Here is a 17,555-nt window from a genome sequence, read left to right on the forward strand (position 1 = left end):
TTGGCGAGTCCCAGCTTAAGTCGGCGGCCTCGCCCGAACGATGCTGAGTCCATAGCCGGCCCTACTCGGCGTCCTGTGCCTCGATCAGGTCGAGGTCGCGGACGCAGAAGCCGTGGTGCTCGAAGGTCTCGTTGAGCACCGTGCCGAGGCACTGCCGCACCGAGCGACCCCGGGCGTACGGCGGCCAGACATCGTCGTCGGGCACCGGCGCTCGCGCCGCGAGCGCCGCATCGGTGGCCTCGTCGAGCCACGCCTCGAGCTCGGCGGCCTGTGCGTCACGCACGCTCACGATCTCGTCGAGGGCCGGATCGAACGAGAGGTCAAGCCCGTGCGCTCCACGGTAGGGCTCGACGGTCGTCCCGATGCCCATCGGCGTGAACGGCTCCGTCGAGCCCAGGCAGCAGCGGCGGAACCACGAGTCGTGGACGAAGACCAGGTGGCGCATCGTCTGCACCGCCGACCACTCGTCGTTCACGCTGCGGTGTTCGATGCCGGGCGTACGCCGGATTCGCTCGATCGTGGCGGCCCAGCCGGCATGGAGCCGACGCGATGCCTCTCGCAGGTCGGCAGGGTCCTCGGAGCGGATCAGCACCCGCACCGGATGACGCCGGTCGAGCTCTGCCTCGACGTACTCGGTGACCTCAACACCGTTCACCACAAGGTTGGTGATGAACCCGTCGATCACGGCATCCTGCATGACGACGCCGATCAGGCGTGCCCCGGTCAGATCGCACTCGCGGAACTCCGCACCGTGCAGATCCTCGTCAACATATCGTGTCATGCTCCGCATGTTAGGTCCGAGCACCGACAAGCCAGCCTCCCCGGCTTGATTTGGCCTCTTCCAGGTCCTGACCGAGCGCGAAGAATGATCCACACCGGGTTTCTGAGAGGCCCGGTTCCGGCGGCCTGGCCAACCACCGCGCGCCCTGCTCTCCCTCACGATCGATCGTGCTTCGTATGAATGGCTCTGGAATCTCGATCACGCAAGTGCCCTACGCACGCGGGCACCGCGTCGGGCGAGCCGCCAACTAGACTTGGGAACCGCCAACTAAAACTTGTGGTCACACCCGAACGAACTACATGCGAACTACGGGGCTAGTCAGCAGCCCGGCGCCGCTGACGCCCACAGGTCGTAGCTGGTCAGCGCTGGCTGGCGATTCGTGTTCTTGAGCCCTACAGGCAGTTGGACTGCTTGCCCAACGCCCGCACCACTGGCGCGCGACGCCGACCGACATCTGCCCGTCCTTGGGGAACGAGACGTCGTCGATCACCCACACAACCGGCTCCACCACTGGCACCGTCTTGAGCGCCACCGCTTGCAGCACCGCCGTGTGGTCCCACGGCGACTGGTTCACGAACTGCTGCAGGGACTGCATGTCCCCGTCCGGCAACCGCTTCGCCATCGGCTGGATCGACTTGCGGCGCCCGTCCTGCATCAATCCGCGCAGGTAGCAGTCGCCCCACCCCCGCGCATCCCGACGCGAACACCTCAGCCACGAACTCCGCCAGCTCACCACGGAGTTGCTCGATCTCCCCTAACTCCACACCACCAGGATGCCCGAGCAACAGCACCCACATCAACCAAAACTTAACGAAGTACTACTAGGCGCTGAGCTCGGATGTGACCCATATTCTGCACCTGCTTCGCACACTGTTCGCTAAGATCCGCCTGCTTCGTCAAGTCCAGTGAACTGCACTGGCACGGGGCAGACAGGTCACAGGGGAACCCACATGCTTCTGCCTCACCCGGGACGGCCTGGGCGCATAGTCGCCCCGGTCGTCCTCCTGCTCGCCGTATTGAGCACGCTACTCGGCCAGGCGGATACCGCACAGGCAGCAGCCACCGCGACGGCGACGGCCCAGCGGTCGCCGTCCAAGCCCGCAGCGAAAGCCCTGGCCACCGACCAGTCCAAGGCCACCGCTGCCCGCGCGGCCGCCTCCGGCTCGCTCAGGACCGCCATCAAGCAGGCCGACCAGCCGCTGGACTGCCCGGTCTCGCTGCTGCCCGACACCATCTACACCTGCGCCGCATCGAACAGCCAGTCAAATATCTTCACAGTCCCGCTGTCCCGGGCGACGGACTTTGTCACCTTCCAGATCGTCTCGACCGGCACCAACATGCCCGGCCTCTATCTGACCTCGCCGGACGGCACCACCACGGCCTGCACCAGGGGACCCGTCTACGGCATCCAGTGCTCGACCGGTCAGGCGGGCGCTTACACCCTGTCTGTCCGCATCCCCGATGCCGGGGCCGACTTCTCCCTCTCCTATCTGCCTCTGCTCGCCGACACCAACTGCACTCCCGTGAGCAGCAGCGACCTCTCGCTGGGCGCGCCGGTGGCGTTCACCCCAACTCAGCCCGCAGGGTCGGCCGGTATCTGCCGCACCCTGGACGCGGCCGCTGGCGACATCCTGCGCATGCACGTCACCGACTTCCAGGTCGGCTTCAGCATCATCGACGCAACCGGCAGCAGCGTCTGCGCCACCGACGGCGCCACCACCAGCGACTTGGACTGCACGCTGACCGGCACCGCCCCGTACCGCGAACTGGAGTACCAGTGGTACGGAAGCGCCGACACCTACACCTTCACTGCCGCCAGGCTCAACAGTCCGACCGGCTGCCCCGTCCTCCAGCCGCAGGCGTACGGCACCGTCCCCGACACGACCTCGACCGCCCGCTGCCGCACCCTGCACGTGCCGGCGGCCGGACTGTACGAGTTCGGCACTGTCGGCGGCAGCGTCAACGGCAGTCTGTACGACAGCAACGGTGTGTCCATGTGCACGCCCATTCTGCTGACACCCTGCCAACTCGCCGCAGGCGACTACACCTGGGCCCTCACGGGCCGCACCGCCAGCACCGCCTACGGCATGTGGTTCAACACCACGGCCTCCGACAGTGGCTGCACCGCCGCCACTGACACCGGCTTCAGCACCGGCCCCACTACCGGCACTTTCACCGGCGCCGGCGAGCGGCTCTGCCTGACCTTGCCCACCGCCACCGGCAACGGCCTCTACCTGCTCCAGCAGCCGACCGGCGACCAGCGCGCCGTCGCCACTACCGTCTATGACGCAGGCGGCGTACCGCAGTGCCCGGACACCAGTTCGGTGATGGTCTGCAAGCTCACCGGCACCGCACCGTTCCATGTCATCGTCAACGGCCCGGACACCGGAACCTTCGGCCTGATCATGCAGCGCACCGGCGACGGCCGTGGCTGTACCGTGTGGCCGCAATCCGCCTTCGGCGGCACCTGGGGCGCAACGGTCAGCCTGACCGCAAGCACCAACCTCGGCTGCCTCAGCATCCCCGCCGACCAGCACTCCACCGCCGAGATGCTGGACTACTCGAACCTGTCGAACCGCGTCAACGCCAACGTCCGCCTGGTCGACGCGGCCGGCAATGTCGCCTGCCAGACCATCGGCAGCAGCACCACCGACTGCAAGCTCACCGCCGGCCAGCCCTACACCGCCATCCTCCAGGCCGTGAACATCAGCGCCGACACCTACCAGCTGGTGCGCCGCGACATCTCCTCCACAGCCGCCTGCGACGCGCCCGCCAACACCAAGGTGGGCGGCCCCTCCGCCTCGTTCACCCTGAACTCCGACCTCGACTCGCACTGCTTCAGGATCACGGCCAAGGCCACCGACAAGTTCTGGCTCGGTGCACGGGCCGACTCCGCCGGCAGCGCGGGTGCGCTGCTCCAGGTCGTGGACGGGGCAGGCAACACCCTCTGCTGGCAGCAGGGTGTGTCCTGCCGGGTCACCGGGGCGACCTCGTACACCGTGATCGTCGTCGCCTCCGGATACGCGGGCAGCACCATCAACACCCACGTGGACACCTGGCTGGTCGGCACCGCCGCAGGCTGGGCACCCGAGTGCACCGCCAACCCGCTGTCGGTGAACGGCTTCCCGGTCCACTCCGGCACCTTCACCGAGAGCTCCACCGGCTTCTGCGGCACCGTCCAGATCACACCACCGGTGTCGTTCAAGGTCTCCGGCACCAGCACCGCCGCCTACCCGGCCACTCCCAGACCAGCCTGCTCAGCGCGGCCCACTGGTCCAGCTCGCCGAACTACTACCAGTACCAGTGCAACGGCAACTACGGGACTTTCGACGACACCTGCCAAGCCCTCAGCGGATCCGACACCGGCCAGGCTGTCCTCATCGTGAGCCCCGCCGGTTCGGTGTCTCCCACTGACTACACCTTCCAGGGCATCTGCTCCAGCTCCTGCGCGGTCGCTCCCGCGCTCACCCTCACCTCGATCACCCCTGCCACCGGCCCCGCCGACAGCCAGAATCAGGTGGTCCTGCACGGCACCGGGTTGACCCTGGCCACCCAGGTCAAACTGTCCCAGAACGGCTCGCAGGTCGGCAGCGGGATCCAGCCGGTCTCGGTCAGCCCCGACGGCACGTCCCTCCAGGCCTCGCTCAGCACCCACGGCCTGGCCCCGGGGTCGTACGACCTGGCTCTGGCCGGCGTCGGCTACACGGTCGGCACGCCGTCCTACGGCTACATCCCGGGCGCCTACACCGTCACAGCGGTACCGGTGCCTCCGGTGCCCAAGCCCCGCAATCTGATGACCCCGCTTGCACCGTCCCGGATCCTGGACACCCGGTCGGGGCTCGGCGCGGCGAAGGCCCGCGTCGGCGCGAACCGGCTGGTGCGACTCCAGGTCGACGGCGTGGCGGGCGTCCCCGCGGAGGGCGTCACCGCCGTCGTCCTCAACGTCACCGCGGTCGGCCCGACCAGCGCCGGATTCATCACCGTCTTCCCCGACGGCAGGAACCTCCCCACCGCGTCCAACCTCAACTTCTCCGCCGGACAGACCATCCCCAACCTGGTCGTCGTCCCGGTCCTCAACGGAAAAGTCGACCTCTACAACGGCTCCAAGGGAACCGTCGATCTGATCGCCGACATCACCGCCTACTACTCCGCCAACGGCACTGGCTCCGCACTGAACACCGTGGGTCCGTCCCGGATCCTGGACACCCGGTCGGGGCTCGGCGCGGCGAAGGCCCGCGTCGGCGCGAACCGGCTGGTGCGACTCCAGGTCGACGGCGTGGCGGGCGTCCCCGCGGAGGGCGTCACCGCCGTCGTCCTCAACGTCACCGCGGTCGGCCCGACCAGCGCCGGATTCATCACCGTCTTCCCCGACGGCAGGAACCTCCCCACCGCGTCCAACCTCAACTTCTCCGCCGGACAGACCATCCCCAACCTGGTCGTCGTCCCGGTCCTCAACGGAAAAGTCGACCTCTACAACGGCTCCAAGGGAACCGTCGATCTGATCGCCGATATCACCGCCTACTACACAGCCGGGAGTTCGGGCTCCGCGCTGACCTCGGTCGGCCCGTCCCGGATCCTCGACACCCGCTCGGGGCTGGGTGCTCGAAAGGCCGCGGTCGGTGCCAGGCAGCTCGTGAGGCTGCAGGTCGCCGGTGTTGCCGGGGTCCCGGCCAAGGGCGTCACTGCGGTCATCATCAATGTCACCGTGGTCGGCCCCGCCAGCGGGGGATTCATCACCGTCTTCCCCGACGGCAGGAACCTTCCCACCGCGTCCAACCTCAACTTCTCCGCCGGACAGACCATCCCCAACCTGGTCGTCGTCCCGGTGATCGACGGCAAGGTCGCCTTCTACAACGGCTCCCCCGGCACCGTCCAGATCGTCGCCGACCTGGCCGGCTACTACACCGCGTAACAGCCGACCCCACCGCACCCGTGGCCGTTCCCCTGGAGGGAGACAACGGTCACGGGTGCTGCTGTTCGGGCTGAGACCCCGCAGGAGGGTCTTGCCCGTGGGTGCTCGGCGAGCTTGACGTGGATCGCACTCCAGGTGCGAGAGTCGTCGTCATGGCGGACCTACTCTCTCCCGCTGAGGTCATGGAACGGTCCGTGCGGGATCCTGGTGGTTAAGAGCGTGCGCGGATAGGCGCGGTTAGGGGCGCCTCTTCGGCCGACTGTCCCAGCGGTAGAGCGTCCAGGCTTGGCGGATGAGGCGACGCAGAGTGATGACAGCGTGGGCGAGCGAGAGGAAGGCGTCGATGACGTGGCGTCGGCGTTCGGTGCACCGAGCGATCTTGAAGAACTGGTTGCCCCAGGCGTTGGTTCGTTCCACCGGCCAGCGTTTGGCGTTCTGGACGGGCGCTGCTAATCCCTTCACAGCGACGTGGGCGGCCAGCCCGAACTGCGCTGCGGTGGCTGGGCCTTTGTTGGGTCCGTAGGCGGCGTCGAGGTGGATCGCCGCATCCCCGGGGAGGGGGCCCAGTCGCTCGAGTCGTTGGAGGGTGGGCTCCAGCAGCGGCGAGTCGTGGCGGTTGCCCGGCGCGCAGACAGCGCCCAGCGGGATGCCGACAGCGTCGGTGGCAGTGGAGCGCTTCATCCCGCCTTTGCGCCTGTCGACAGGGGACGGGCCGGCGACTTCGCCGCCGCCGGTCGCCTTCGTGTGGCAGCCGTCGACGGGGATGTCGGACAGGTCCAGGCCGACGAAGCGGTCGTACGCCTGCAGAATGATCAGTTCGAGTTCCTCGAAGACACCGAGGCGTATCCACTCGTCGCGTCGCGTGCGGATGGTGGTCGCCGAGCACGTGGTGTCGGCGATCCTGCGGTAGCCCGCACCGAAGACCAGCACTTGGACGATCTTGTCGAAGACGAGGCGGTCGGCGATCCGCGGGCGGTGACAGCCGAGCGGGTGACGCGGATCAACCGGCCCGCGTTGTGGCAGCAACGCACTGAACTGGTCCCACAGGGGTTCGGCAAGCCATGATTGGAGGGCGGGCACGGAGTCCTCATCGGTCACGGAGTTCGGACCGACCTCAGCGGGCGCGACAGACGACTACCTACCGTTCGGCCCCACCCGGATCCTGGACACGCGCAACGGCACAGGGCTTTGGAACCGGTCCGCTGGCGCGCTGGCCCCGCGTGAGTCTGTCGCCATGAACCCGTCGAGCCCGAGTGGCTGCACCCCGGTCTGCCCTCTGCCGGACGCCTTCGTGCTCAACATGACTGCGACCGCCCCCACCGCCACGGGATTCCTGACCGTCTACCCCGCCACCCTGCCCACCGCGTCCACCCTCAACTTCACGCCAGGCATGACCGTGCCGAACCAGGCCACCGTGCCGGCGAACGGCGGGGGCGGCGCCTGGGTCTACAACGGCAGCTCCGGACGCGTCCAGGTCGTCGTGGACGAGACCGGGTTCTACTTCACCCAGCGGCCGTTCTACTGAACAGACCGCGAAGGTCCCGGCCGCTGAGCAGCCGGGACCTTCACCTGCCAGTGCAGGACCCAGTGGGCATAAGGGGTGTGGAGCATCCCGGCGGCGGACTTGTGACCACTCCCGCCATCGACCAAAGGGCCACGCAGTGCCTAGCGGACCTGGAGGGCTACTACGCCTGAACGGGCCAGCCGTACGAACGATGGAGGGCCCGCCGTGGCGGGTCCTTCATCGTTCGTAGTCTCTTGTCCAGTCTCATTTGCTGCAACACTCTCAAACTCCGGCTACGCCGGGACCTGACCGAAGATGAGCACGGCGGCCTGTGTCCCATGCCTGTCCCAGTCAGGCTGTTCATCTTGGTCGTCTTCAGCCTGCGTGCAGGTGGGAGCAGGTCCGACCACGTACCCCGACGCCGTCTTGAAAACTGTCGTGGCGGGGAACCGTGACCGAGGGTTCGAATCCCTCGCTCTCCGCTTGACCAGCTGAAGCGGGCCCTCGACCAGCATGAACGGTCGGGGGCTGGTCGCTAGGTGTTCGACTGTTGTTGACCGGTGACGATCCCCCCGTGAATCAAGCGCAATGGCCCTGCAGTAGTGTCACGCCCCACACAGGCGCCAGAGTGAGGCGTTGAATCGTCGGCCGATCCATCCGTCTCAGGAGGGTCCGGCCAGGGGGGCGTTCCTTATGCCACGTAAGCAGTCCGTCGTTGCGGCAGCCGCGCTCGCCATGGTCTTCGGCGGTCTCAGCCCCGTGCTCGCCCACGGCGACACACTGGCGGCAGCCGATCTGTACGTCGACCAGGGCTCCGCCCAGTGCAGCGACACCGGGCCCGGTACCCAGGCAGCGCCCTTCTGCCAGATCCAGGCGGCAGCGGACGTGGTGGCTCCAGGCCAGGCCGTGCTCATCAATCCGGAGCCGGGCGAGGCCCCCTATGCGCCGTTCAAGGTCACCAGGTCGGGTTCGGCCGACGCCGGGATCACCTTCGCGTCGACCTCACCCGCGGTCAGAGTGCGGGTCGCGGGTACCGGCGGGATCACGAGTGATGACATCTCGGTCTCCCATGCCCAGTACGTGTCCCTGCTCGACTTCAGTGCCGGAGACCAGGGCCAGACTGCCGTACTGGTGTCGGGTGCGTCCCACATAACGCTCCACGGCGGGTTCCTCTACGGCTACTCCTCCACAACGTCTACGGCGCCGGATGCGGTGACGATAGACGGAACCTCGTCCGATGTGACGCTCTCGGGCAACGAGTTCTCCACGACCAACGGGTGGATGATCGACGCCCAATCGGGTGCCCGGAACATCATCGTTACCAATGACAACTTCAACGACTACTGGGGAGGGTTGGGAGGCGTTCGCGCCGATGGGGTCAGCGGGATCGTGGTGACCGCTGACACCTTCCAGTTGCCGTGTGGTTCGGCGGTCGACATCAGCGGGGCATCGAGCGGTTCGATCGAGAACGTGGTCGCGGTGGAAGCAGGGGCCTATCCCAACACGCCCGGCACAGAATTTTGCGCACCGTTCGGGTCGAGCGCGGAGATCAACGTCGACTCCTCCTCGGCTCCGCAGGTTCACAGCGACTACAACGCGCTGGACGCGTATTCCCAAGGCGTGAACTATCTGTGGGCCGGAACGTCCTATGCCGCGAGCGGGTCCTTCAACGCAGCAACCCAGCAGGGTGCGCATGACGTGGTGCTGGTCCCTGGAAAGTACTACTCCGTCAATAACTACACCGAGGGTTCGCCACTGATCGACTCAGGTGACGCAAACGCCCCTGCCGAGCCGTCAACAGACTTGTACGGAAGACCGCGTGTCGACGACCCGAAGGTGGCCAACCAAGGCACCGGTGACGGCTATGTCGACCGGGGGGCGTTCGAGTTCCAGAATCCGCTGACGATCATTGACGCCATCCCGAGCCCGGCCGATGGCGCCGCGCCGCTGCCCGTGACCGAGACCGTGACCGTCAACAACCCTTGGAACACCCAGGGAGTCCTCTACAGCACCGACTTCGCCGACGGAACCGCTGCCACCGCACCCTCGGCTTCGCTCACCGCCAACCACACGTACACCGTCCCGGGCACGTACAAAGCGACTGTCACCGCAACTCTCCCGGACGGGACCACTCGCAGCTACACGGCGTCGCGCACGACCCAGGTGAATGCTCCCGGCCCCATCGTCCCGCAACTCAGCGACTCCACGTCGTCCGGATACCCGTCGATGCTGTTCCTCAGCACGGACTCGACAGGTCCGTGGCCGATCACTAAAACCGTGGTGGACTTCGGCGACGCAAAGCCCGTTGAGCAGCGCACCGGCAACATCCAGGACCTGGCGCACGGCTATGCGAATCCGGGCAGTCACACGATCCGGTACACCGTCACCGACGCCGGCGGTCAGAGCGCGGTCGGAACACAGCAGGTCGTCACTGGCCTGGCGTTTGTCGCGACCACCCCGCAGCGGGTGCTGGACACGCGGTTCGGAATCGGCGCAGCGAAGGCCCAGGTGGGGCCCGGCGGGATCGTGCGGGTGCAAGTCGCCGGCATCGGTGGCATACCCACCACCGGCGTGGCGGCGGTCACCATGAACGTCACCGACACGCATGCGAGTGCGAGCAGCTATGTCACGGCGTACGCCGACGGTTCGCCGGTCCCGAACGCATCGAACCTCAACTTCCGCGCCGGGCAGACCAACCCGAACCTGGTCACGGTGCCGGTCAGTTCGGACGGCTATGTCGATCTGCGCAACGCAAATGGCCACGTCGACCTGATTGCCGACGTCCAGGGCTACTATAGCGGCTGGTCGGACAGGGCCGCAATCGCAACCCAGAGTTACTTCAGCCCCACGGTGCCCAATCGGGTCCTGGACACCCGCTCCGGCCTCGGAGCACCGCAGAGGCCGGTCGGACCTGGCAGCGTGACCACGCTGACGCTGCCAGGCACACGGCCCCAGGGCTCGACGGCTGTGGTGCTGGACGTCACCGAAACGGGGGCCAGCGCCACCAGTTGGGTCAGCGTCTTCCCGAGCATGGGCCCCATGCCCAACGCTTCCAGCCTGAACTTCCAACCTGGTCAGACGACGTCCAACCTGGTGGTTGTTCCGATACCGCGGTACGGGCCGGCAACCGTGCGGATCTACAACAACGCCGGTTCGGTCCACCTGCTCGCAGACGTCCAGGGCTACTTCGCCGCCGGTGTGACCAACAGCCCCTCCATGCTGCCGTTCGTCCCGGTAGCGGCGACCCGAGTCGCGGACACCCGTGGCGGGCAGCCACTGGGGGCGGGCGGACGGCTACGGGTGAAGGTCACCGGGGCAGCGGGCGTTCCTGTGGGGGCCAAGGCAGTCCTCATCAACCTGACGGGGACGGGGCCGAGCACCAGCACCTATCTGACGGCCTTCGCCGGCGGTTCGACACCGAACACCTCGAACATCGATCTGGCGCCGGGTGAGACCCGCCCGATCCTGGCAGTGGTTCCGGTCGACGACCAGGGCTACATCACCGTCCAGAACGCCCACGGCACCGTGAACGTGTTCGCGGACCTGGAGGGCTACTACGCCTGAACGGGCCAGCCGTACGAACGATGGAGGGCCCGCCGTGGCGGGTCCTTCATCGTTCGTAGTCTCTTGTCCAGTCTCATTTGCTGCAACACTCTCAAACTCCGGCTACGCCGGGACCTGACCGAAGATAAGCACGGCGGCCTGTGTCCCATGCCTGTCCCAGTCAGGCTGTTCATCTTGGTCGTCTTCAGCCTGCGTGCAGGTGGGAGCAGGTCCGACCACGTACCCCGACGCCGTCTTGAAAACTGTCGTGGCGGGGAACCGTGACCGAGGGTTCGAATCCCTCGCTCTCCGCATGACCAGCCGCCGAACTGCTGGGCAAGCAGTTGGCGGAGATCGAGGCCGAGCTGGCGGAGATCACCACGGCCCGGCGGTAGCAAAGGTCACGGCTGACCTGGCGCACCGCCCACCTCCCGCACAGCAGCTCCACGAGCTCCGGGAGCACAGTGTTGTTGTTGGCTCGATGAGGCAGGTCCTCCATGCCGATCAGGCTCGGGACCGTGCTGCTGCCGCCGGCGGCGCGCACCGTGGCCACGGAATCTTGTCCGGGGCGGGGCGCGGCGCAGCCCGTCAGCCGACTGCCTGCTCGCCCTTGGCAACGGTGAAGGCGATGCCGCCCAGCTGCGAGGTGAGGTAGCGGCGCAGCGCGGCTGAGGTGCTGCCTGCCTGGCTGGTCTCGAAGTGTATGCCGGAGTGGTCCGTGGCGGGGCCGATCTGGTAGACGGGGAACCCGGCGATTGTCGGGCCGTTGTGCGCCATGAGCCCGCGGACGGCCGCCTGCAGCGTTCGCTCGGAGTAGCGGCAGGGGAAGATGTCGAGCCGGTTGAGGTCGACGGCCGGGTCGGCGTGTTTGGCCGCTTGCGCGAGCAGCTTCCCGCGCGCCACGTCAGTGACGCAAAGCGCCACCCGCCCTGGTTGATAGCCGTCGATCACCGTGCCGAAGACGTCGGCGTAGGCGGCGTTGAACTCCTCGTTGCCGACGGCCTGTGTGAGTGCCTGCGCCTGCGCGGCGTCGTCCGGGGTGCCGCTGCCCGCGGTGGGTGAGGCCGCGCCTTGGGCCTGCACGTCGCCCGGGCAGGAGGGGGTCGTGCCGCCGCTCGGGCTCCCGCTCGTGGCCGGGGACAGGGGCGTTGCGCTGGCGAGCGGCGTATGCGGTGCTGCCGCCGAGCTCTCCAGCTTGGGCCCTGCGCACGCCGCGGTGGCGGTCAAGATCCCCGAACAGATCGTCAGAGCAATGGCACGCCGCATGGTTTCCCCCTCGTCGGACAGCAACCCCTCCCACCATGCACAACCGCTCCCACCCGGTACCGAGCGTCCGCGACGTGATGGCGCCGCAGTGTAGCGGATCAACGGTGATCTGCCGCGCTGCGGCTGCGGGCGACGGCAGGCCGGGATTTTACGCACCATGCCGCAGTCAGGACCCGCGTCGGGCAAGGCCAGGAGGCCACTCGGGCATTCCTGATCGAGCCGCAGGCCAAGGCCCCGCTGATTCGGCTGAGCATCGTCCGCCGACCGCCGCTGCGCGCTACCGGATGAGGCCCGAACTCATGCCCGAACTTTGAGAGAGACGGTTCACTGCGACCATATCCACCGTCAGTTGACCAGGCGCCGCACCTCGTCGGCGAAGCTGGGCACACCACTGCGAGCTAGGACCGCCAGCAGCCCGGCCAGCGTTTTCGGTTCGCGCTTGTGCCCGGCGGCCTGGTCCTTCGGGGAGATGAGTACGAGCCTGGGTGCGAGGTCCAGCAGGTCGATGAGGAAGTCGTCCGGGGTGGTCAGTGCGACCGGGTACGGAGCCGTCCAGTGCGGAGGGAAGTCCTCGGTGTTGAACGTGACCAGGGCGTCGGCGTGCGCGTGGACACCGCGGCCAGCACGTGCCGGTCCTTGGCGTCGCACTCCATCGCATTGACGAGGGCCTGGTAGCCGGTGCACTCGGCATCTGCGAAGTGTCGATTCATCAGCCCGATTGTGCGATCGACGGCGCTCTCGGCCAGGCCTGGCCCCACCAGATTGCGGCGTAGTTCCTCGAGGATGTCGGGGGACCACAGAGGCCTGAACAGACCTGCTTCCGCTAAACGCAGTAGGGAGTTAGGTGCGGCGGGTACAGAACGCAGGTGGCGAGGAGGGCACTGGTCGTCATCTGGCGCTACCGGGTCCGCCGAGGTGTGGCGGCGGCCTCGTACATGCCGGCCTCCTCGCTGACGGCGATCAGTTCGTCCAGCCCGGCGCGCCGCTCGTGCCGCCGCTGTTGTTCGTATTCGAGTACATCGCGGAGCAGTATCCGCCGATGCCGGCCCGGCTGGCTGTACGGGATCCGCTCGGCGTTCAGTAGGCGCACCAGCGTCGGCCGGCTCACCCCTAGGATCTCTGCGGCCTCCTGGGTGGTGAGTGTCTGGTTGTGGGGTGCGATCGTCACTGCTTGCCCGCTGGCCATCGCGTTCACGACCGCCGCGAGTGCCCGGAACACCTCTTCGGGCAGTGCGATCCGCTGCCCGTCCGGACCCACCAGCTCTGCGAGCGGCGTCACGGGCAGGCGCCGGACCAGATCGGCCAGATCGTCCATCGGCTCGTCCGACGGCAGTACCGTCACGTCCATCGCTGCACTTGCCACGGCATGCCTCCGGCGGGTCGGTGGGCAACCTCCAGCATACCCTGAAACGAACAAAACGAACGCGAATGGACGGGGTTCGGGAATGTACACGGCATCCCGAACCTGCGGGTGGCGGTGGCTCCGCGAGGGGAAGGGCGCTCGGGTTGAGCCCGACGGGGGAGGCCTGAGTGCCTGTTTTTCGAAGCCCTGGGAGGTCTAGGCTCGGCGGATGACCTTGGAATGGGAACAGGTAGTTGTTCACTCGGTAGATCCGGCGGCCTTGGGACAGTGGTGGGCCGAGGCTCTTGGTTGGGTTGTGGTCCACTCCTCTGATGAGGAGTTCGAAATCCGCCCGGAGCCGGATCGCCTGCCGGGGTTGGACTTTGTCCGGCTTGATGAGAGCAAGAAGGTCAAGAGCCGACTGCATCTCGACTTCAGGCCTGATGACCAGGACGCCGAGGTGGCTCGTCTGGTGGCTCATGGCGCACAGCGTGTTGATATCGGCCAGGGTGATCAATCGTGGGTTGTATTGGCAGACCCCGAAGGCAACGAGTTCTGTGTCCTTGGCCAGCGGCGTCAGTAAGGCTCACGCCTGGGTGGGGTCGATGGTGAAGCATTCGGGGTGGGCCGCGGGGACGTAGTGGATCGGGGTGTGCGAGGTCAGGCCGAACAAACGCATCAGCCGGATCGGGTCCGCGGTTTCTCGTGCCTCGTCCAGGAACCGGTCCGGCCGGATCCCCCGGTGGCCGCCGCGCTCGTACACCGCCGAAGCGGTCCTGGGCGCCAGCGGCGCGGCCGGACTCGTGGACTGCTACCAGCCGCGGTTGGCGTAGCGCTCGGAGTCCGGCAGGGTGTCGCAGTCGATGCCGACCATGGCCTCGCCCAGGCCGCGGGAGACGTCCGCGATGATCTTCGGGTCGTCGAAGAAGGTGGTGGCCTTGACGATGGCCTCGGCGCGCTTGGCCGGGTCGCCGGACTTGAAGATGCCGGAGCCGACGAAGACGCCCTCGGCGCCGACCTGCATCATCAGCGCGGCGTCGGCGGGGGTGGCCACGCCACCGGCGGAGAACAGCACGACCGGCAGCTTGCCCAGCTCGGCGACCTCCTTGACCAGCTCGTACGGGGCGCGGAGCTCCTTGGCGGCGGCGTAGAGCTCGTTGTTGTCCAGGGCGCGCAGGCGGCCGATGTCGGCGCGGATCTGGCGCACGTGGCGGACCGCCTCGACCACGTTGCCGGTGCCGGCCTCGCCCTTGGAGCGGATCATGGCCGCGCCCTCGGCGGTACGGCGCAGCGCCTCGCCTGGATCACAGGTCGTGGTGAATGGCAGCTCCGACCGACGGGATTGACCTCACATCGATGTCAATCTCTACGATCCGGATCACCGTCCTATTCATGCGGCGCAGCCCGGAAGGTTCCTCTCGATGGTCACCCGTGTCTCCTGGTTGTCGTTCCTGGTCATGCTGACCATCGGAACTGACACCTTTCTGGTGGCACCGCTGCTGCCCACCCTCACGCACGCCTATCACAACGCTCCGGCCTGGTCCGGTTGGATGGTCTCGGCGTACGCGATCGGATATGCGGTGCTCGCGCTGGTCGCCGGTCCGATCTCCGACCGCCTCGACCGCAAGACCGTGCTCGTCTACGGCCTGGTGGCCTTCGCGGTGCTGACCGGTGCCTGCGCCTTCGCGCCGAACTTCTGGTCCATGGTGGGCCTGCGCTTTGCCACCGGGGTTTCCGCGGCCTTCGTCACTCCACAGATCTGGGCCTCGATCCCGGTCCTGATACCGCCTCAGCAGATCCTGCGCACCATGGGATTCGCGACCGGAGGCCTGTCGATCGCCCAGATGATCGGTGTGCCCATCGGCAGTTTCCTGGCCGGGTGGACCTGGCACGCGCCGTTCCTGGTCCTCGCCGCCGTCGCCCTGCTCATGGCCGGAACGGTTCAGCTCTGCTTCCCGCACGTGCCCGGGCCCGGTCAGGGCACGCCGGCCGGACCGATCAGCAGTTACGCGACCCTGCTCAGGACGCCGACCGCGCCGTCGCTGTTCCTGGCCTACCTGCTGTTCCAGACCGGGAACTTCACCTCGTTCTCGTTCATCGGCACCTGGCTGACCACGGGATTCGGCCTGTCAGTGACCAAGGTGGGGCTCGCGATCGTGCCTCTCGGCGCCGCGAACGCCATTGGTTCGCTGTTCGGTGCGCGTCTGGCCACCCGGCTCGGGCCGGCCAAGTCGCGGCGTGCGGCCATCGGCGGGCTGATCGTGCTGTTCGCGGTGCTGCCGTTCGCACCGGACCTCTGGGTCACCCTGGCCCTGCTCTGCGCGATCTTCCTGATTGGCGGGTTCGTCTTCCCGGTGTTCATGGCCACGATGCAGGGGTTGACCACCACGGCTCGGGGTACCGTCTCGGCGCTGACCAACTCGACGATGTACCTGGGCACCACCGTCGGCGGCATGATCGGCGGTCTCCTGATCACCCGGTTCTCCGGATTCCACGGTATCTCGGTGGCGGTGATCGCGCTGATGGCGCTGTCGCTGGCCTGCTACGTCCATGCCGACCGCAAGATCCTCCGACCCAACCACACGAAAGAGACGACACAGAATGCCGTTGCTGAGGAACGCAGTCCGACCCGGCTGGGATGAACCGCTCGTCACCACGCTCACGTCCCTGGTGGAAACCACCGGCGGGCTCGCCGTGTTCGCCTGCGCCGCCGACGACCGGATTCCGGTCAGCCTCATCAACTCAGGGCTGATCGAGCACCCGGCCACCGGCAGGCCCGTCGTGGCCCATGTGGCCTACGGCGACTCCCGGCGGGTGGCACGCCTCGCGGTGGCCGACCACTGCTCGCTCGCCTGGCACGACGGACCCAAATGGCTGGCCACGGAGGGCCGGTCCCGGCTCGTCTTCGGTCCCTGGGACGAGCGCGCGGCGGAGAACGACCCGGATCTCCAGTCCGACGAGGACCAGTACAGCCAGTTGCTGCGCACGATCTACCGCAGCGCGGGCGGCAGCGAGCACCCGGACTGGCCGGAGTTCGACGCGGCCATGCGCCGGGAACGGCGCGTCGCGGTCCTCGTCGACATCGACCGCCTGTACGGAATCCACTGGGACTAACGGCCGCTCCCCAGGCCGTAGGAATCCTCCCCACCTGGCAAGAGGAAAGAAAGCAGGCAGGTATGACCCTGACGGTGGCCCGGCGGAAGGCCCCTAAGGCAGGCATCGACCTCCCGGTGCTCGGGCTCGGCACGTACCGCGCGTTCGACCACCCGGATCGGGCCCGGCTCGGGCGGGTGCTGGACACCGCCCGTGAGGTCGGCGCCGAACTCGTCGACACCGCGCCGGTCTACAACCACGCTGAGGCGACGCTCGCAGCGCTGCTGCGCGGCGACCGGAACCCCTTCATAGCGACCAAGATCTGGGACACCGACCCCGCGGCCGTGGAGGCCGTCTTCAGAAGCCAACTCCGTGCCTACGACCGTCCCTCGATCGACCTGCGTCCATGAGCTGCACCGATTCAACAAACCTGCGACACAGCCCGGAAGGCCAGGAGGCTTCGATGCGCATAGGAGAACTGTCGGAACAGACTGGGGCGAGCGCGCGTTCCATCCGGCACTACGAATCAGTAGGCCTGCTCAAGTCCCAACGCGCGAGCAACGGCTATCGCGAGTTCGACCTGGGCGCGCTCGATCAGATCATGAAGATCAAGCTGCTGCTGCAGGTCGGCCTGGACATGACCGACATAGTCAGGGTTCTGCCCTGCATGGACACGCCGGCAGTAGCGCGCTGCTCCCATGCGCAGCGGCGGTACGACGAGCAGATCGAGCGCATCGAGCGTCAGCAGCGGCTGTTGACGGAGGCAAAGGCGCTCCTGATCGAGTTGCGGACGGAAGGCGCCCCCGCCGAGTCGGTCATCTCCGGGGACAGCATCCGCACGGTCAGCGGCAACGTGACTGTCGGCATCCGCTGACCACGATGTGCCTGGTAGGCGGATAGGATCCCGCTGCGACCTGCGGAACCGTTCGAGCACAGCCTGCGCTCCGAGGCCACCGTGCGCCGCCTCGTCACGATCACACTGGCCGGGCTCCGCTCCGCGACCGGGACGGTGGGACCGCCCCCAACGAATGCCGAACCGGCCTCCCAACCCGCTCGTAGGCACCACCACCCGCGCCACGGCCGCACCTGACCGGCTCATCAGTGGTCAACGACC

The 17,555-nt window shown here is 67.4% G+C and carries 17 protein-coding genes and 1 pseudogene; 9 read left to right on the forward strand and 9 right to left on the reverse strand.

What is annotated here, in order from left to right; translation table 11 throughout:
* Positions 1-61: 61 nt before the first annotated feature.
* Both ABIA33_RS18085 and ABIA33_RS18090 read right to left on the reverse strand, forming a co-directional pair.
* On the reverse strand, positions 62-781 hold the full coding sequence (locus ABIA33_RS18085; protein ID WP_370082716.1) for a DinB family protein: 720 nt from the start codon (positions 779-781) through the stop codon (positions 62-64).
* A gap of 398 nt (positions 782-1,179) precedes the next feature.
* A pseudogene (locus ABIA33_RS18090) lies at positions 1,180-1,545 on the reverse strand (transposase); the annotation flags it as partial.
* A 186-nt stretch (positions 1,546-1,731) separates the two neighbouring features.
* Between ABIA33_RS18090 and ABIA33_RS18095 the strand changes: the two are divergent.
* Positions 1,732-4,167 (forward strand): hypothetical protein, encoded by a 2,436-nt coding sequence (locus tag ABIA33_RS18095; RefSeq protein ID WP_370082718.1) that lies wholly within the window; start codon positions 1,732-1,734, stop codon positions 4,165-4,167.
* Between the two features lie 14 nt (positions 4,168-4,181).
* Positions 4,182-5,693, forward strand: a complete 1,512-nt coding sequence (locus ABIA33_RS18100; protein ID WP_370082720.1) for a hypothetical protein — start codon at positions 4,182-4,184, stop codon at positions 5,691-5,693.
* Between the two features lie 237 nt (positions 5,694-5,930).
* On the opposite strand, the gene ABIA33_RS18105 is transcribed toward ABIA33_RS18100, so the two are convergent.
* Positions 5,931-6,773, reverse strand: coding sequence for an IS5 family transposase (locus ABIA33_RS18105; protein WP_370082937.1), 843 nt, complete (start codon positions 6,771-6,773; stop codon positions 5,931-5,933).
* A 154-nt stretch (positions 6,774-6,927) separates the two neighbouring features.
* Here ABIA33_RS18105 and ABIA33_RS18110 point away from each other — a divergent pair, with 154 nt between their 5' ends.
* Together ABIA33_RS18110 and ABIA33_RS18115 are read left to right on the forward strand one after the other, a co-directional pair.
* The gene (locus tag ABIA33_RS18110) at positions 6,928-7,218 is read left to right on the forward strand and encodes a hypothetical protein (RefSeq protein WP_370082722.1); all 291 of its coding nucleotides are present in this window, start codon (positions 6,928-6,930) and stop codon (positions 7,216-7,218) included.
* A gap of 672 nt (positions 7,219-7,890) precedes the next feature.
* Complete coding sequence (locus tag ABIA33_RS18115) at positions 7,891-10,761, forward strand: PKD domain-containing protein (protein WP_370082724.1); 2,871 nt, start codon at positions 7,891-7,893, stop codon at positions 10,759-10,761.
* A 184-nt stretch (positions 10,762-10,945) separates the two neighbouring features.
* Here the strand turns inward: ABIA33_RS18115 and ABIA33_RS18120 are convergent, their stop codons facing one another.
* The 4 genes from ABIA33_RS18120 to ABIA33_RS18135 form a co-directional block, all read right to left on the reverse strand.
* The gene (locus ABIA33_RS18120) at positions 10,946-11,293 is read right to left on the reverse strand and encodes a hypothetical protein (protein WP_370082726.1); all 348 of its coding nucleotides are present in this window, start codon (positions 11,291-11,293) and stop codon (positions 10,946-10,948) included.
* A gap of 35 nt (positions 11,294-11,328) precedes the next feature.
* Positions 11,329-11,967: a hypothetical protein gene (locus ABIA33_RS18125; protein WP_370082728.1), complete on the reverse strand. Its 639-nt coding sequence runs from the start codon at positions 11,965-11,967 to the stop codon at positions 11,329-11,331.
* A gap of 384 nt (positions 11,968-12,351) precedes the next feature.
* Positions 12,352-12,654: a hypothetical protein gene (locus ABIA33_RS18130; protein ID WP_370082730.1), complete on the reverse strand. Its 303-nt coding sequence runs from the start codon at positions 12,652-12,654 to the stop codon at positions 12,352-12,354.
* A 250-nt stretch (positions 12,655-12,904) separates the two neighbouring features.
* Positions 12,905-13,369 carry a helix-turn-helix domain-containing protein gene (locus ABIA33_RS18135; protein WP_370082732.1) on the reverse strand — a complete coding sequence of 155 codons (465 nt, stop codon included), beginning with the start codon at positions 13,367-13,369 and terminating at the stop codon, positions 12,905-12,907.
* Between the two features lie 208 nt (positions 13,370-13,577).
* On the opposite strand from ABIA33_RS18135, the gene ABIA33_RS18140 reads away from it, so the two are divergent.
* The gene (locus ABIA33_RS18140) at positions 13,578-13,931 is read left to right on the forward strand and encodes a VOC family protein (protein ID WP_370082734.1); all 354 of its coding nucleotides are present in this window, start codon (positions 13,578-13,580) and stop codon (positions 13,929-13,931) included.
* Positions 13,932-13,934: 3 nt separating this feature from the next.
* Here ABIA33_RS18140 and ABIA33_RS18145 read toward each other — a convergent pair whose 3' ends face one another.
* Together ABIA33_RS18145 and ABIA33_RS18150 are read right to left on the reverse strand one after the other, a co-directional pair.
* The gene (locus ABIA33_RS18145; RefSeq protein WP_370082736.1) at positions 13,935-14,111 is read right to left on the reverse strand and encodes a hypothetical protein; all 177 of its coding nucleotides are present in this window, start codon (positions 14,109-14,111) and stop codon (positions 13,935-13,937) included.
* A 48-nt stretch (positions 14,112-14,159) separates the two neighbouring features.
* On the reverse strand, positions 14,160-14,675 hold the full coding sequence (locus ABIA33_RS18150; RefSeq protein WP_370082939.1) for a hypothetical protein: 516 nt from the start codon (positions 14,673-14,675) through the stop codon (positions 14,160-14,162).
* Between the two features lie 94 nt (positions 14,676-14,769).
* Between ABIA33_RS18150 and ABIA33_RS18155 the strand changes: the two genes are divergently transcribed.
* The 4 genes from ABIA33_RS18155 (at position 14,770) to ABIA33_RS18170 (ending at position 17,315) form a co-directional block, all read left to right on the forward strand.
* Complete coding sequence (locus tag ABIA33_RS18155; RefSeq protein ID WP_370082738.1) at positions 14,770-15,990, forward strand: MFS transporter; 1,221 nt, start codon at positions 14,770-14,772, stop codon at positions 15,988-15,990.
* Between the two features lie 28 nt (positions 15,991-16,018).
* A complete protein-coding gene (locus ABIA33_RS18160) occupies positions 16,019-16,462 on the forward strand; it encodes a hypothetical protein (RefSeq protein WP_370082740.1) in 444 nt (147 codons plus the stop codon).
* 62 nt (positions 16,463-16,524) lie between these two features.
* The gene (locus tag ABIA33_RS18165; protein ID WP_370082742.1) at positions 16,525-16,851 is read left to right on the forward strand and encodes an aldo/keto reductase; all 327 of its coding nucleotides are present in this window, start codon (positions 16,525-16,527) and stop codon (positions 16,849-16,851) included.
* Between the two features lie 53 nt (positions 16,852-16,904).
* The gene (locus tag ABIA33_RS18170) at positions 16,905-17,315 is read left to right on the forward strand and encodes a MerR family transcriptional regulator (RefSeq protein WP_370082744.1); all 411 of its coding nucleotides are present in this window, start codon (positions 16,905-16,907) and stop codon (positions 17,313-17,315) included.
* Positions 17,316-17,555: the final 240 nt, after the last annotated feature.

The sequence above is a fragment of the Streptacidiphilus sp. MAP12-16 genome, assembly GCF_041262165.1.
Lineage (GTDB): Bacteria > Actinomycetota > Actinomycetes > Streptomycetales > Streptomycetaceae > Streptacidiphilus.

Bases quoted from the DNA above. Each gene is read 5' to 3' on its own strand.
- ABIA33_RS18085 (WP_370082716.1), bottom strand. From the start codon at position 781: ATGACACGATATGTTGACGAGGATCTGCACGGTGCGGAGTTCCGCGAG.
- ABIA33_RS18140 (WP_370082734.1), top strand. From the start codon at position 13,578: ATGACCTTGGAATGGGAACAGGTAGTTGTTCACTCGGTAGATCCGGCG.
- ABIA33_RS18155 (WP_370082738.1), top strand. From the start codon at position 14,770: ATGGTCACCCGTGTCTCCTGGTTGTCGTTCCTGGTCATGCTGACCATC.
- ABIA33_RS18165 (WP_370082742.1), top strand. From the start codon at position 16,525: ATGACCCTGACGGTGGCCCGGCGGAAGGCCCCTAAGGCAGGCATCGAC.
- ABIA33_RS18110 (WP_370082722.1), top strand. From the start codon at position 6,928: ATGAACCCGTCGAGCCCGAGTGGCTGCACCCCGGTCTGCCCTCTGCCG.
- ABIA33_RS18095 (WP_370082718.1), top strand. From the start codon at position 1,732: ATGCTTCTGCCTCACCCGGGACGGCCTGGGCGCATAGTCGCCCCGGTC.
- ABIA33_RS18115 (WP_370082724.1), top strand. From the start codon at position 7,891: ATGCCACGTAAGCAGTCCGTCGTTGCGGCAGCCGCGCTCGCCATGGTC.
- ABIA33_RS18170 (WP_370082744.1), top strand. From the start codon at position 16,905: ATGCGCATAGGAGAACTGTCGGAACAGACTGGGGCGAGCGCGCGTTCC.